Raw genomic sequence first — 13,245 nt, forward strand, 5'->3', positions numbered from 1 at the left:
CAGGTCAGAATATGAAATCACAGTTAAATCACGGCGTCGCCACGACGCGGGTCGCGAAGGTCGGCGTGAGCGTGATTTTCGCCGCGGTGCTGTCGGCATGCGCGAACTACGCGGGCATCCACAGCAACAAGGAAATGGCGCAGCCGCAAACCTTCGCGACGCAGCAGAGCCTGCCGGCCGAAGCGGGACACTGGCCCTCCGCCGGTTGGGCCGACCAGTTCGGCGATGCGCAACTGAAGGCGCTGATTGAGGAAGCGCTGAAGGGCAGCCCGACGCTCGAACAGGCGCGTGCCCGCGTCGCGGCGGCTTCGGCCTACAGCGAAACGGCGAAGGCGAACACGCTGCCGCAGGTGGGCGCGTCGTATTCGTACACGCGCCAGCTGTATTCGGGCACGGCGCTCGTGCCGCCGCCGGTGGGCGGTTCCTGGCAGTCGGAGAACAAGGGTCTCCTGAACGCTTCGTACGAACTGGACCTGTGGGGCAAGAACCGCGAAGCGCTGAAAGCGTCGACCTCCGAAGTGCAGGCAAGCGTCGCCGATGCCGAAGTCGTGCGCCTGACGCTGACCTCGTCGATTGCGCGCTCGTACAACCAGCTGGCGCGCCTGTATGTGCTGCGCGACATCGCCCAGCAGGAAATCGACCAGCGCACGCAGATCGACCGCATCACGGCCGGCCGGATCGCGACGGGCCTCGACACGGAAGTCGAACGCAAGACGGCGCTGGCGAATCTGGCGACGAGCCGCGCGGCGCTCACCGCGCTCGACGGCAGCATCGTCACGACGCGCTACCAGATCGCCGCACTGCTCGGCGCGGGGCCGGATCGTGGACTCGCGATCGCACGCCCGGTGCTCGGTGTCGGCGACGACGTGAACCTGCCGGACAACCTGCCGGCCGACCTCGTGAGCCGGCGCCCGGATCTGACGGCAGCCCGCTGGCGCGTCGACGCGATCACGCACGAAGTGAAGTCGGCGAAGGCCGAGTTCTATCCGGACATCAATCTTTCCGCCGCGATCGGCCTCGATGCGTTTGGCTTCGGCCGCTTCCTGACGGCTGCAAGCAGCACCATGTCCGCTGGCCCGGCGATCCATCTGCCGATCTTCGACGGCGGCCAGTTGCGCGCGCAGTTGAAGGGCCGCTATGCCGACTTCGACTACGCCGTCGCCACGTATAACCAGACGCTCGTCACCGCGCTCTCGGAAGTCGCGACGCAACTCGCCGAAGTCCGCTCGACCGACGCACAGCTTGTCGATGCGCAGGTCGCCCAGGACAACGCGCGCCGCGCCGGGCAGCTTGCGCTCACGCAGTACAAGGCCGGCCTCACGAACCAGCTGACGGTGCTCAACGCTGACATGAACGCGCTCGCCGCCGATCAGGCTGTGGCGAACCTGAAGCTGAACCGCCGCGACCAGCAGATCGTGCTGGCCGTCGCCCTCGGCGGCGGCTACACCGACACGTCATCCGGTGCAGCAAGCGCCGCGAACAGTGGAATGAATAGCGCCACATCGGTAGCACAGGCCAACCCCGTCGTCGCCGCGCATTAACGGCCGCCGCACGACACGTTCACGAAACCAGTCAGGAGATACAACATGAGTGACACGACTACGACCAGCCGCGCGGCGGCGCAAGCGCAACCGAAAGAGGCCAGCATCGCAGCCCCGGGCAAGCGCAAGCTGATGCTCTTGCTGCTTGCCGCAGCGATCGTGGTATCGGGCGCGGGGTGGGGCGCGTATTACTACACGGTGGGGCGCTTCCATGAATCGACGGACGACGCTTACGTCAGCGGCAACCTCGTGCAGCTCACGCCGCAGGTCAGCGGCACGGTGGACGCGGTCAATGCCGACGACACCCAGATCGTGAAGCAGGGCGACCCGGTCGTCACGCTCGACAACGCGGACGCGAAAGTCGCGCTGGCCAACGCGGAAGCCGTGCTCGGCCAGACCGTGCGTCAGGTGAGCGGCCTTTACGTCAACAACGACTTCTATGCCGCAACGGTCGCGCAGCGCGCCAGCGATCTCGCCCGCGCCGAAGACGACCTGAAGCGCCGTCAGGCAGTCGCCAGCACGGGCGCAGTATCCGGTGAAGACATCGCCCACGCGCGCGACGCCGTGAACGCCGCGCAGTCCGCGCTCGACGCCGCCCGCCAGCAGGCCGAAGCGAATCACGCGCTGACCGACCGGACCTCGATCGAGCAGCATCCGAACGTGCAGGCCGCCGCTTCGAAGGTGCGCGACGCGTACCTCAGCTACGCACGCAACACGCTGCCGGCGCCCGTCACGGGTTACGTCGCGCGCCGCTCGGTGCAGGTCGGCCAGCGCGTGGGTCCGGGCACACCGCTGATGGCAATCGTGCCGCTCAACGGCGTGTGGGTCGATGCGAACTTCAAGGAAGTGCAACTGAAGCACATGCGTATCGGCCAGCCGGTCACGCTGACTGCCGACGCTTACGGTTCGGCGGTGAAGTATCACGGCCGTGTAGTGGGTTTCTCGGCCGGCACGGGCGCCGCGTTCGCCGTACTGCCCGCGCAGAACGCGACCGGCAACTGGATCAAGGTCGTGCAACGTCTGCCGGCGCGTATCCAGCTCGATCAGGCCGAGCTGACCGCGCATCCGCTTCGCATTGGTCTCTCGATGGACGTCGAAGTCGACACGCATGACGAAACCGGCACGCAGCTCGGCGCCGCGCAGAACACGTCATACCGCACGGATGTGTTCGCTGAATACGGCGCGCAAGCCGACGCGGAAATCGCCCGGATCATCGCGCAGAACATGCCGGAAGGGCACGTGGGCGCTGCTGCTGTCCTCTTGTCTGCGTCGAAGCGCAAGGCCGGCTAATCTCGGCTACCCGTTTTTTTGATCCAAATATCTGACAAGTCAGAAGAAAGCCTGCGCTTCTGACTGACAGGCTTCAAGACTGGTGACGACATGAATCCCTCGACGAATTCCGCCGCGCTTCCGCCGCTGACCGGTGGCAAGCTCGTTCTCGCGACGCTTGCCGTGGCGCTGGCCACTTTCATGAACGTGCTCGACTCATCGATCGCGAACGTGGCGATTCCGACGATCTCCGGCAACCTCGGCGTTTCCATCGACGAAGGCACATGGGTGATCACGCTTTTCGCCGCCGCCAATGCGATTGCGATTCCGCTGACCGGCTGGCTCACGCAGCGCGTCGGGCAGATCAAGCTGTTCGTGTGGGCGATCCTGCTCTTCGTGCTGTCGTCGTGGCTGTGCGGCATTGCGCCGACACTGCCGATCCTGCTCGGCGCGCGGATTCTGCAGGGCGCGGTGGCGGGTCCGCTGATTCCGCTTTCGCAGGCGATCCTGCTCGGTTCGTATCCGAAGGAAAAGAGCTCGCACGCGCTCGCGTTGTGGGCGATGACGGCGACCGTCGGCCCGATCGCAGGCCCCGCGCTCGGCGGCTGGATCACGGACAGCTACTCGTGGTCATGGATTTTCTACATCAACATTCCGGTGGGCATTTTCGCGGCCGGCGTGACATGGTTCATCTACCGCACCCGCGAAACGCCGACGCGCAAGCTGCCCATAGACAAGGTCGGGCTGCTTTCGCTGATCGCATGGGTGGCTTCGCTGCAGATCATGCTCGACAAGGGCAAGGACCTCGACTGGTTCCACTCGCCGGTGATCATCGCGTTGACCGTGTTCGCCGCGATCAGCTTCACGTTCTTCGTGATCTGGGAGCTGACGGAGAAGAATCCGATTGTCGATATCAAGCTCTTCAAGGGACGCAACTTCCTTGGCGGGACGGTGGCGATCTCGGTGGCGTATGCGGTGTTCTTCTCGAACCTTGTGATCCTGCCGCAATGGATGCAGGGTTATCTGAACTACCGCTCAGTCGATGCGGGTCTTGTCACGGCGCCGCTCGGCATCTTCGCGGTGATTCTCGCGCCGGTGATGGCGAAGATCATGCCGAAGTCCGATGCGCGGGTACTGGCGACACTCGCGTTTCTCGGCTTTGCAGCGGTGTTCTTCATGCGCTCGCATTACACGACGGATGTCGACACGTTCACGCTCGTGCTGCCGACGCTGTTGCAGGGCATTCCGACCGCGCTCTTCTTCGTGCCGCTCACTGCGATCATTCTTTCAGGTCTGCCGCAGGACAGGATTCCGGCCGCAGCGGGCCTGTCGAATTTCGTTCGCGTGTTCGCGGGTGCTGTGGGAACGTCGCTGGTGGCAACGGGCTGGAACAACCGCACGATCCTGCATCACGCACAGCTTGCCGAACAGACGAGCGTGAACAATCCGGTCTTCACGGGTTCGATCAATTCGCTGCAAGGCGCCCTGGGTGGCAGCACCGATCAGGCGATGGCGTTCTTCGAACGTTCGCTCAACGCGCAGGCGGCGATGCTCGGCTTGAACGATATCTTCTGGCTGTCCGCGGTGATCTTCATCATCATCGTGCCGCTCATCTGGGTGACGAAGCCCAGCAAGGCTGGCGGCGCGGCAGCGGCGGGCGCGGGCGGTCACTGAAACAACGCCGCATCGGCTTCAGATGGTTAAAAGCCACCGGCCTCACGAAGAGGGCGGTGGCTTTTTTGCATTTGAACCTGCGGATAACGCCTCTTGCATTACGCGTTCAGTGGAGCGCCACAGCCTCGCCGACCCGTGAAGGCGGATTGTTCAGCGCGACGAGGAACGTGCTGAAGTTATGCGACCACGGGTTGTAGCCAGCGAGATCCTGCGTCAACGTTTGCAGCAGCTCGGGCGCGACATCCCGGTCGAACTCGTCCTGCTGCGCGAGCTTGATGCGCGCCACCAGTTCTTCATCGACGATCACCACGAGGTCGCGTGGATAGCCGGCAGGATGAGGCCGGTTCGCCATACGGGTGTGACGGATACAGAATTCGCGTTCTGCAAGGCGCGTGATGGAGCTTTGTGGAACGAGTGTCGAGAGAAGGCCACACATGCGACTGGCAAAGTCATCCATTTTTATGATCCTTTGGTCCGGTAGACGGGTTCTGGTAAATCGCCGAATCAGCCGCGACGGCCTGACGCTGGATGCGCGGGGCACGCATTGAACGTTACGTCATACCATATCGTTTCGGTAGCGTGTTTAGAGCAGGATTCGTGCCATTTTTAGCATGGGCGCGTAAATCGTGTTGTGCGCCATGATGGGCGTGGCCTGGCAGGACCGAGGCCCGTTGGCTTCGCAATCGGCTGCGCGTGGGTCGTGCAAAAAATTCACGGAACGAGAGCAGGTTTTACGTTGTGTTACGCATCTTGCAGCCTCGTTTCCGGGGCCGGAAGGTCTGCGGACGACGAGTACGAAAGACGAAAAGGGTCAGGTGTGTGAGCGATTGAAATCGCGACTGGGTACTGCGTCCATAGTCGAAGTGCGGTGCGCAGCGTACATCGAACATCGTTGCGCCCGCAACGTACCGGACGCGGTGGCGGTACGTGCGGGCAGATGTGAAGTGAGGCGAAGTGACGACGCGGTTATATCTGGCCCATCACGACGAGCACCACGACGATGATCACCACGATGCCCAGTGTGCCGGTAGGCGCATATCCCCATGAACGGCTGTGGGGCCACGCCGGAAGCGCGCCGATAAGAAGAAGTATCAGCACGATCAGCAGAATGGTTCCTAACATACGACCTCCAGTCGATGAGGGGTATCGCCCGCGACGGCACACACGACCACTGTGCCGGGCGAGCCACCCCGGTGCATGTATCGAGCAATCCACATACCCATGAGCCGCCGCGAAACACATTGTTGCTAGTTCGCCGGAATCGTTACGATCGGCGCCTTGCTGCTGGTGTCGGCCTCGGCAAGCGCCATCAGGTTCTGCACGACGGTGAAGGCGTATTTCGAATCGAAGTCGTCGCGCGCGACCCAGTACGTCGCTGCGCCATATGGGATCGCGATGTACGCATCTTCTGGCGGCTTTTCGCCGGAGTGAATGATGATCGTCGGTCGCGTTTCGCCGCCGATCAACCCGACGGTCGGTTTCGTCGAGCCGTCGGTGATCTGTGCGGCGGGCACCTGAACCTGTGCGCCGAGATCGGTCAGGATGCCGAGCACCGAGCGCGTCACCATTGGAATGCGATCGCCCGTCCCGGCGGACTGTCCGTACACGACTTCGTACGTGCCTGTTTTCGCGGAGAGATGCAGTAACTGGCGCACACGCAGCAGATCGGCGCTCGTGCTTGCCGACTTGCCGCTCGTCGTCGCGCCGATCACGAGGAACACGCGATCCGCGCCGTGATCGTGACGCGATTCGACGTTCAGTTCACCCGCAAGCTGCAATCGCCGCAACGCCTGGATCAACACGAAAAACCCCGGCGCGCCCGCACTGTTCTCGCCGCCGAGTGCCGAGCCGTTCTGCAGACCGCCAATCGACTGCGCCGTGATGCGCAACAGCAGATCGACCGGAATGCCGCCCTCGGCAAGCGGCAATACGAGCGTCGGCGCAAGCGGTCGTATGTACGCCGAGGCATAGGCTTCGCCGGTGGTCGGTGTGAACGTGAACGTCGGGTGATTCGAATACGACACCGAGCCGTTCGCGAGTGCGTAGTTGGGCTGGCTGCCGGATCCCGCATTCACCGTCGCGCCCGCGGACGCATCGAAGTTATAGGCCGCGATGATCTGACTGACCGTCAGAAACGAGGGCGAATCGGCGTAACGCAAGCCGACGATCGCGGCGAGTATTTCGCGCTTTTGCGCGTCGCCGAGCGCGCGGGCGTAATCGACCTGATCGGCCTTGAGATGCGTCGGGCCGATCTGGGCGCAGGCAGTGAGAAGAGGCGCGATACAGGCGAAGACAAGCACACGGGCGAGTTGGGTCATCGTTTGAACGAAGTAGTGGCGGGGGTTTGTGGATGAACCAGGCGTGCGTCCTGCAAATACCGTTCCCCTACGCGCGACAGGTCGGATCGACCTGTGTAGTCGCCAATGTCGCAAAGGGCAGCCGTGCGCGCGCCTTACGTCTTGCAATCGTTGCACCCGGCGATGTAGATATTTCCGTGCACGCTGAAAAGTGATGCGCGCCGGTTATTGCACCGCGCGAGCGGCTCCGATATCCCGAGGACCGCCTCGAACTTTCAGTCGAATGCGAACAACGGCACAGCGCTTGCTGAACGGACGATGTGGTGTGCGTGTATCCGGCGATGACGTCCGGTACGCATCGAACCATTTAAAGGCGTCTGGTTCAGGGAGAACGCAATGAAGATCCGAAACGTAGTAATTGCATCGCTGCTGTGCACGGCATCCGCACTCGCCATCGCGCAGGGCAACGGCGGCGGCACAGGCGGAGGCGCGACCGGCCAGCCTGCGGCGGATGGCGGCAACAACAACCCGGCTGCGGTCGCGCAGGGTTCAAGCGGCAGCGTGGCGCCGATGAAGCACACGTCGAAGAAGCAGCACAGCACCAAAACGAAAAAGCCCATGAGCGACAGCACCATGCCGGCTGCGAATGCGAGCAGCGCCACCCAGGGCCAGTAGGACCGTTCGCGCTCGAAAAAGACGGCGGCGCTCAACGCGCCGCCGTTTTGCATCACGCGGTTTTCAACCGCTTACTGACCGTTCTGCATCGAGCCTGGTGCCGGCTGCGTGTAGGTGCCGCTCGGGTTCGTACGGTACGTCGGCGACGTGCCGTTCGCGCGGTTATTCATCGTCGATCCCGGCGTGGCGCCCGTACCGGTGCCGACACCGCCGCCCGTGCCCGTTTGTCCCGGAGGGCCATAGCCGTCTGTGTTGCCGTTCGCGCGGTTCATGGAGGTGCCCGAGTTGAAGCTCGGTGTGGCCACGCCGCCTGCGCCGCCGGTATTCCCGCCGCCCGCACCGACGCCTGCGCCCGCGCCGCCCGCACCGGCTCCTGCGCCGCCTGCACCGCCGGCCGCCTGGGCATACACGCCGCCCGACAGCGCCATGACTACTGCTGAAGCAAGAAGCTTCTTCGTGATCGTGTTCATTGTTCGGTCCTCTCTGGATGGGTTTTGATTCACGGACAGGTCTCGTCCGCCTGCATGAGTAACGTCGCAAGCGGTGTGCCGCGCGAGCCGTCCGCATCGCTCCGGAATGCGCGATGCAAAAGGCAGGAATGGTATTTGCACCATGGCGCGTACCGCGATGGATGTGCGATCCGGCATTCAGACCGGACGATCTGCGGGCCGCCAGCGTCGCGGCTGGACAGATCACAGCTTCGTTTCGTCAACGGCTCGACGGACGCGCTCGCGGGTGGCAGGCAAGCCACGGCAACGGAAAAAATGGCAGCGGGCGGCGCAGCAGCAGCGTGGAGACAGTTGCTCTCGCACCGGCCCGCAAACAAAAACGCAGATTCCCCCCAGAACGGGGACCGGAGGCTTCATGTTGAATGGCAGCGCGTTACGCGATGACCGGATGTGCCGCGCACTGAAACTGGCAGCGATGCTGTCGACGGTGATATCGACCACGATGCCGCTCGCCGCGCAGGCGCAGACACCATCGCCGCTTGCCGAATGGCAGTACTCGGTGGGGATTCCGCTGGAAAAGCTCTACAACCAGCCGACACCCGACTGGCAGGCGCGCCTCGGTCTCGGCGTGACCGTGCACCCGCGCTATGACGGCGCCGCGAACTATCACGCCATGGTTGGCCCGACGATCGACGTGCGCTACCGCGACCTGTTCTTCCTGTCGACTGGCGAAGGGCTCGGCGTGAATCTCGTGAGCACGACGCACTGGCGCGCGGGCCTCGCCATCACGTATGACCTCGGCCGCCGCGCGCAGGACAACTCCGGCCATCTCGACGGCATGGGCAACATCAACCCCGCGCCCGAGGCCAAACTCTTCGCGGAATACGCCGTGTCGAAGGACTTTCCGCTCGTGATTCGCGCGGATGTCCGGCGTAACCTCGGCGGTTCAGATGGCTGGATTGGCGACCTGGGCGCCTATATGCCGTTGCCCGGCAGCTCGGAGACGTTCTACTGGTTCGCGGGCCCGAACCTCGTCTTTGCCGATTCGCGCTATATGCAGACGTGGTACGGCGTCAGCAGCCTGCAGTCGGCGCGCTCCGGCTATCCGCAATACAACGCGAGCGCGGGGCTCAAATCGGTGGGCTTCGGTGTCAGCGCAATCTGGTTTTTCCAGAAGCACTGGTTCGTGACGGGCGACGCCGGTTTGCAGCAACTGGTGGGCGACGCCGCTCGCAGCCCGGTTACGCGCAAGGCCACCAACGCCGTGTTCGATTTTTCGTTCAACTACCAGTTCTGAGTGAGTTCTGCGTGCCGCCACGCGTGATCGCGGCGTCTTGCGATCGCGCGGCGGCATTGCCCGCTTCGGCGCGGCGTCGTCGCTTTTTCCCGAATTGCACTACACTCTCCGACTTTTGGCGTGCGACGTTACGCGCGCCCGCGCGGGCTTTCGCCCTGATTTCCCGTATCAAACCGCGATCTTCGAACCGACCGTTTCATGACACCCGAGCCCCCGACCCAGCCGCCCGTCGACACAACAATCAGTCTGGCACGCCATGCCAGTTTTCAGCGGTTCTGGGGCGCGCGGGTCCTGTCGTCGATCTCATTTCAGATGCTTGCAGTCGCGATCGGCTGGCACATCTACGCCATCACGCACAGCGCGTTCGCGCTCGGGCTCGTCGGGCTCGCGCAGTTTCTGCCGATGTTCGCGCTGACGCTCGTCGTCGGTCACGTTGCCGACCGTTATGACCGGCGACGTATCGCTGCAATCTGCCAGGCGCTCGAAGCCCTCGCCGCCGCCGTGTTCCTGATCGGCACGCTCGGCGGCTGGTTGTCGGCGCCCGTGATCTATGTGCTCGCGGCGCTCGTCGGGGCGACGCGTGCGTTCGAATCTCCGTCGGTTTCGTCATTGCTGCCCTCGGTCGTGCCGCGCTCCGAATTGCCGCGCGCGACCGCGTGGTCCACTTCGGCAGGCCAGGCCGCGCAGATTCTCGGGCCCGCGGTCGGCGGTCTGCTGTACGGCGTGGGGCCGACCGCGGTGTATCTGGCGAGCGCCATCGCGTTCATCGCCGCCGCGACGCTGGTCTGGTCGATTCCACTCCAGACGAAGCCGGCCGCGCGCGCGCCGGTCACCCTCAAATCGGTGTTTTCGGGTATCGCGTTCATTCGCAGTCAGCCGGTGATTCTTGGCGCGCTTTCCCTCGATCTGTTCGCGGTACTGTTCGGCGGCGCGACGGCGCTGCTGCCGATCTTCGCGCGCGACGTGCTGCAGACGGGCCCGCTGGGGCTGGGCCTGCTGCGCTCGGCGCCGGCCGTGGGCGCGCTCGCCGGCACGATCTGGCTTGCACATTTCCCGCTGCGCAACCGTCCGGGCGCCGCGATGTTCGGCGGTGTCATCGTGTTCGGTGCGGCGACGATCGTATTCGGTCTGTCGCACTCGTTTGTGCTTTCGCTGGTGTCGCTTGCGGTGCTCGGCGCATCGGATGTGATCAGCGTGGTGGTGCGGCTTTCGCTCGTGCAGCTGCGCACGCCCAATGAGATGCTCGGTCGGGTCAGTGCAGTCAACGCGCTCTTTATCGGCACGTCGAACCAGCTGGGTGAATTCGAATCCGGCGTGACGGCGGGGTGGTGGGGCGCGGTGCCGGCCGTTCTGGTGGGCGGTGTCGCGACGATTGCCGTCGCGCTGCTCTGGATGCGGCTGTTCCCGGCGCTGGCGCAGACTGAAACGCTTGAGGAGCCGAAAGGCGCGCGGGCGACGTGATGCAAGGAGACAGGCTGGCGGCTGAATTTTGTTTTGTTGCGCTGCGACAAAGGGAGGATATAATAAGGGTAATTACCTAGGTATTTACCCATCCTTTCTGGGGCCCGTCATGAGCAACGCCACTACCGCAACCGCCACCGTCGGTACCAGCTGGTTCGCACGCCTGCGCGCACTGGCCGTCGAAGCCCTGAACCTGCACCTGCAAACTTGCGCGATCATCGCTGAATCGCATCGCCGTCCGCTGTAATCGGTGGGGAAGACAGAGGCGCCGCGTCTGCGCCGCGCGCTCTGTCCGATCGTCGTTTCCCTGAATCCGGCAGCGAGATCAGCTGTAACTCGCGTTTTGCCGGCGCGCTACGGTTTCGTAGCGTGGTCCGTCCGTTTCTGTTCAAGCCATAACGCCGGTCGCCCGGGTCGATCAGGCCGTTCTTTCGTTTTTCCCCGTTTGATCGAGCAGTGTCGATAAGCCCTCGCTGATTTCAGCGACGTTTTGCGGCCGTACGACCCGCGCAACCTCTATGCCGTCACGCAGAAAAACCAGCGTCGGCCAGAGCTTGACCCTGAATGAGCGACCGAGCGCACGCCCGGGGCCGTCCTCGATTTTCAGATGACGTACTTCGCCATGCGGCTCCAGCGCCTGCCCGATAGACGACTGCGCGCCCTGGCAGTAGCCGCACCAGTCGGTGCCAAACTCGAGGACGGCGGCGCCGCTCAAAGCGTCGACCTCAGCGCGGGTTGGGGCGGTCGGTGAGTAGGCGGTGGGTTTTGCCATTGTTGCTCCAGGGAGAGTGGGGTTCTGCGTCAGGAACAATCTATCGCAAATCGCCGCGCACTTCAGGCGTCGTGAACCCGGTTCGCACATGACGACGCCTGCGAGGCGCGCGACGCCGCTTCAGCGCGCTTCGCGATTTATCGCGGCGCAGCGGGAAGCCGCCGATCATGAAGTGCCGAGGCGATCAGCCATGCTTGCGCGCCTGCGACTTCGGCGGCACGCAGATCGTCGGCATCACGCATACCGCCCGCGCCGACAATCTGCCGCTCACCCGCACGACTTCGCACATCGGCGATTGCCGCGAGGTCGGGGCCTTCGAACGAACCCACGCGCTCCAGCGACATCACGATGACGCGCGAGGGCCACCCCGATGCATCGTGCCAGTGCGACGGGTCGCCCAGCGGCGTGTCATGCCGTCGGTCGAGCGAGAGAATCGCGTCGCGAGGAATCGTGTTTTCGTTCGCGCGTGCCGGGTGCATCGACGATCCATCGTTTGCGCCGCGCAATGATTCGCTGCCGAAAACGGGCGTTACGTTCGCGCCCGCGGCGTGAAACGGTTCGATCAGCGTGCTCGCAGCATCGCGATCCGCGAAACCGGCATCGAGCCACAGTTCGATGGCGGGCATCGCCTGCATGAGACGCATCAACGCAAGTCGCTGCGGCGTCCCCCGCATGATCCCGTCGAGATCCGCCACATAAAGCACCGTTGAATTCGCGTAGTGGAGCAGGGCGCGCGCGACATCGACGGGATCGCTGCCTTCACAGAGCTGCGAGTCGACCGGCCGATAACGGCTGCGCTCGCCGCGCACCGCATGGACGGCTATGCCGCCGAGCAGATCGAGTACCGGAATGATCTTCATCGTGCGCGCGGCCGGCCGCCCTCCTGACGCAACGTTTCCACGACGAGACCCCTGAACCATCGATGTCCCGCATCGTTGTGATGGCGCGCATGCCAGAACTGCTGCACCGTGAGGTCCGGCAGGTCGACCGGCAGTGGAAATACATCGACATCGGCGAGACGCGCGAAGAGTTGCGCGAGTTCGTCCGGCACTGCCGCGATGAAATCCGACGTCGCGACGAGACTCGGCACGGCGAGCAGCAACGGCACCTCGACGCCCACCTTCAGACGCGCGCCGTGCCGCCGCAATTCCTTTTCCAGCAGCTGGTTCGTAAGCGCCAGTGTGCCCGCGACCACGTGTTTTCTCGCGACGAACTCATCGAGCGTCATGCGGACTTTCCTGCGCGTCGCGCCGCCCTTGATGATGCCAACCAGCGAGCGGTGAAAAAGCGGTTGCTGGTGAAGATTCTCCCCGACCTTGCCCAGATACCCGATCGCGAGATCGAGTTCGCCGTCCTGAAGCGCGCCCGCGAGTTCCGTCGACGGAAACTGGATCGGCTTGAGCGATGCCAGTGGCGCACGCTCGCGCAGCGCGGCAAGCAGTTGCGGAAGGATCACGATCACGCCCATGTCGCTCAGGCACACGGAAAACGTGCGCGTCGTGGTCGCGGCATCGAACGATTTTGCGCTCCAGATTTCCTGCTGCACGAGCGCCAGCACGTTGGCGACACCTTCGACGAGACGCTCTCCAACGGGCGTCGGCGCCATCACCGGACCCGCGCGGACGAAAAGATCGTCCTGAAACAGCGTCCGTAGTTTCCCCAGTGCATGACTGACAGCGGGTTGCGTCAGACCGAGACGGTCGGCAGCGCGAGAGACGCTCCGCTCATCGTTGAGCGCCTGCAGGACATACAGAAAGTTCAGATCGGGCGGCTGCATTTATGCACCAGATTCATTATGGATATGAAAGTC

14 protein-coding genes are annotated in these 13,245 nt (G+C 63.9%); 7 read left to right on the top strand and 7 right to left on the bottom strand.

Annotated features, from left to right (window positions below):
* The first annotated feature begins 11 nt into the window (after window positions 1-11).
* From LPA36_RS23770 to LPA36_RS23780, 3 genes are all read left to right on the top strand, one after another.
* A complete protein-coding gene (locus tag LPA36_RS23770) occupies window positions 12-1,541 on the top strand; it encodes an efflux transporter outer membrane subunit (RefSeq protein WP_228882245.1) in 1,530 nt (509 codons plus the stop codon).
* Between the two features lie 45 nt (window positions 1,542-1,586).
* Window positions 1,587-2,831: an HlyD family secretion protein gene (locus LPA36_RS23775; protein WP_228882246.1), complete on the top strand. Its 1,245-nt coding sequence runs from the start codon at window positions 1,587-1,589 to the stop codon at window positions 2,829-2,831.
* 90 nt (window positions 2,832-2,921) lie between these two features.
* Window positions 2,922-4,484 (top strand): DHA2 family efflux MFS transporter permease subunit, encoded by a 1,563-nt coding sequence (locus LPA36_RS23780; protein WP_228882248.1) that lies wholly within the window; start codon window positions 2,922-2,924, stop codon window positions 4,482-4,484.
* Window positions 4,485-4,590: 106 nt separating this feature from the next.
* Here LPA36_RS23780 and LPA36_RS23785 read toward each other — a convergent pair whose 3' ends face one another.
* The 3 genes from LPA36_RS23785 to LPA36_RS23795 all read right to left on the bottom strand — a co-directional run bounded on the left by LPA36_RS23785 (window position 4,591) and on the right by LPA36_RS23795 (window position 6,802).
* Entirely contained in the window at window positions 4,591-4,941 is a 351-nt protein-coding gene (locus tag LPA36_RS23785) for a hypothetical protein (protein WP_228882250.1), read from the bottom strand.
* A gap of 509 nt (window positions 4,942-5,450) precedes the next feature.
* Complete coding sequence (locus tag LPA36_RS23790) at window positions 5,451-5,606, bottom strand: DUF3309 family protein (RefSeq protein ID WP_228882251.1); 156 nt, start codon at window positions 5,604-5,606, stop codon at window positions 5,451-5,453.
* Between the two features lie 125 nt (window positions 5,607-5,731).
* Window positions 5,732-6,802 carry a hypothetical protein gene (locus LPA36_RS23795; protein WP_228882253.1) on the bottom strand — a complete coding sequence of 357 codons (1,071 nt, stop codon included), beginning with the start codon at window positions 6,800-6,802 and terminating at the stop codon, window positions 5,732-5,734.
* Window positions 6,803-7,177: 375 nt separating this feature from the next.
* On the opposite strand from LPA36_RS23795, the gene LPA36_RS23800 reads away from it, so the two are divergent.
* Window positions 7,178-7,456 (top strand): hypothetical protein, encoded by a 279-nt coding sequence (locus LPA36_RS23800; RefSeq protein ID WP_228882262.1) that lies wholly within the window; start codon window positions 7,178-7,180, stop codon window positions 7,454-7,456.
* A gap of 71 nt (window positions 7,457-7,527) precedes the next feature.
* Here LPA36_RS23800 and LPA36_RS23805 read toward each other — a convergent pair whose 3' ends face one another.
* Window positions 7,528-7,926: a hypothetical protein gene (locus LPA36_RS23805; RefSeq protein WP_228882263.1), complete on the bottom strand. Its 399-nt coding sequence runs from the start codon at window positions 7,924-7,926 to the stop codon at window positions 7,528-7,530.
* 394 nt (window positions 7,927-8,320) lie between these two features.
* Between LPA36_RS23805 and LPA36_RS23810 the strand changes: the two genes are divergently transcribed.
* From LPA36_RS23810 to LPA36_RS23820, 3 genes are all read left to right on the top strand, one after another.
* Window positions 8,321-9,202: a MipA/OmpV family protein gene (locus LPA36_RS23810; protein WP_407674328.1), complete on the top strand. Its 882-nt coding sequence runs from the start codon at window positions 8,321-8,323 to the stop codon at window positions 9,200-9,202.
* A 198-nt stretch (window positions 9,203-9,400) separates the two neighbouring features.
* Window positions 9,401-10,663, top strand: a complete 1,263-nt coding sequence (locus tag LPA36_RS23815) for an MFS transporter (protein WP_228882265.1) — start codon at window positions 9,401-9,403, stop codon at window positions 10,661-10,663.
* Window positions 10,664-10,772: 109 nt separating this feature from the next.
* Window positions 10,773-10,910, top strand: a complete 138-nt coding sequence (locus tag LPA36_RS23820; protein WP_228882267.1) for a hypothetical protein — start codon at window positions 10,773-10,775, stop codon at window positions 10,908-10,910.
* A 171-nt stretch (window positions 10,911-11,081) separates the two neighbouring features.
* On the opposite strand, the gene LPA36_RS23825 is transcribed toward LPA36_RS23820, so the two are convergent.
* The 3 genes from LPA36_RS23825 to LPA36_RS23835 form a co-directional block, all read right to left on the bottom strand.
* Complete coding sequence (locus tag LPA36_RS23825) at window positions 11,082-11,435, bottom strand: thioredoxin family protein (RefSeq protein WP_228882269.1); 354 nt, start codon at window positions 11,433-11,435, stop codon at window positions 11,082-11,084.
* A gap of 137 nt (window positions 11,436-11,572) precedes the next feature.
* On the bottom strand, window positions 11,573-12,295 hold the full coding sequence (locus LPA36_RS23830) for a HisA/HisF-related TIM barrel protein (RefSeq protein WP_228882276.1): 723 nt from the start codon (window positions 12,293-12,295) through the stop codon (window positions 11,573-11,575).
* Window positions 12,292-13,212 (bottom strand): LysR family transcriptional regulator, encoded by a 921-nt coding sequence (locus LPA36_RS23835; RefSeq protein ID WP_228882278.1) that lies wholly within the window; start codon window positions 13,210-13,212, stop codon window positions 12,292-12,294. Before LPA36_RS23835 ends, LPA36_RS23830 begins: the two co-directional genes overlap by 4 nt.
* Window positions 13,213-13,245 lie beyond the last annotated feature (33 nt).

Origin of the sequence: Paraburkholderia saeva, from assembly GCF_907164555.1 — a bacterium.
In the GTDB taxonomy this organism is placed as follows: domain Bacteria; phylum Pseudomonadota; class Gammaproteobacteria; order Burkholderiales; family Burkholderiaceae; genus Paraburkholderia; species Paraburkholderia saeva.

Excerpts from the sequence above, each read along its gene's own strand:
- LPA36_RS23825 (WP_228882269.1), bottom strand. The coding sequence starts at position 11,435 with ATGGCAAAACCCACCGCCTACTCACCGACCGCCCCAACCCGCGCTGAG.
- LPA36_RS23820 (WP_228882267.1), top strand. The coding sequence starts at position 10,773 with ATGAGCAACGCCACTACCGCAACCGCCACCGTCGGTACCAGCTGGTTC.
- LPA36_RS23780 (WP_228882248.1), top strand. The coding sequence starts at position 2,922 with ATGAATCCCTCGACGAATTCCGCCGCGCTTCCGCCGCTGACCGGTGGC.
- LPA36_RS23810 (WP_407674328.1), top strand. The coding sequence starts at position 8,321 with ATGTTGAATGGCAGCGCGTTACGCGATGACCGGATGTGCCGCGCACTG.
- LPA36_RS23790 (WP_228882251.1), bottom strand. The coding sequence starts at position 5,606 with ATGTTAGGAACCATTCTGCTGATCGTGCTGATACTTCTTCTTATCGGC.
- LPA36_RS23770 (WP_228882245.1), top strand. The coding sequence starts at position 12 with ATGAAATCACAGTTAAATCACGGCGTCGCCACGACGCGGGTCGCGAAG.
- LPA36_RS23835 (WP_228882278.1), bottom strand. The coding sequence starts at position 13,212 with ATGCAGCCGCCCGATCTGAACTTTCTGTATGTCCTGCAGGCGCTCAAC.
- LPA36_RS23800 (WP_228882262.1), top strand. The coding sequence starts at position 7,178 with ATGAAGATCCGAAACGTAGTAATTGCATCGCTGCTGTGCACGGCATCC.
- LPA36_RS23775 (WP_228882246.1), top strand. The coding sequence starts at position 1,587 with ATGAGTGACACGACTACGACCAGCCGCGCGGCGGCGCAAGCGCAACCG.
- LPA36_RS23805 (WP_228882263.1), bottom strand. The coding sequence starts at position 7,926 with ATGAACACGATCACGAAGAAGCTTCTTGCTTCAGCAGTAGTCATGGCG.
- LPA36_RS23795 (WP_228882253.1), bottom strand. The coding sequence starts at position 6,802 with ATGACCCAACTCGCCCGTGTGCTTGTCTTCGCCTGTATCGCGCCTCTT.
- LPA36_RS23830 (WP_228882276.1), bottom strand. The coding sequence starts at position 12,295 with ATGAAGATCATTCCGGTACTCGATCTGCTCGGCGGCATAGCCGTCCAT.
- LPA36_RS23785 (WP_228882250.1), bottom strand. The coding sequence starts at position 4,941 with ATGGATGACTTTGCCAGTCGCATGTGTGGCCTTCTCTCGACACTCGTT.
- LPA36_RS23815 (WP_228882265.1), top strand. The coding sequence starts at position 9,401 with ATGACACCCGAGCCCCCGACCCAGCCGCCCGTCGACACAACAATCAGT.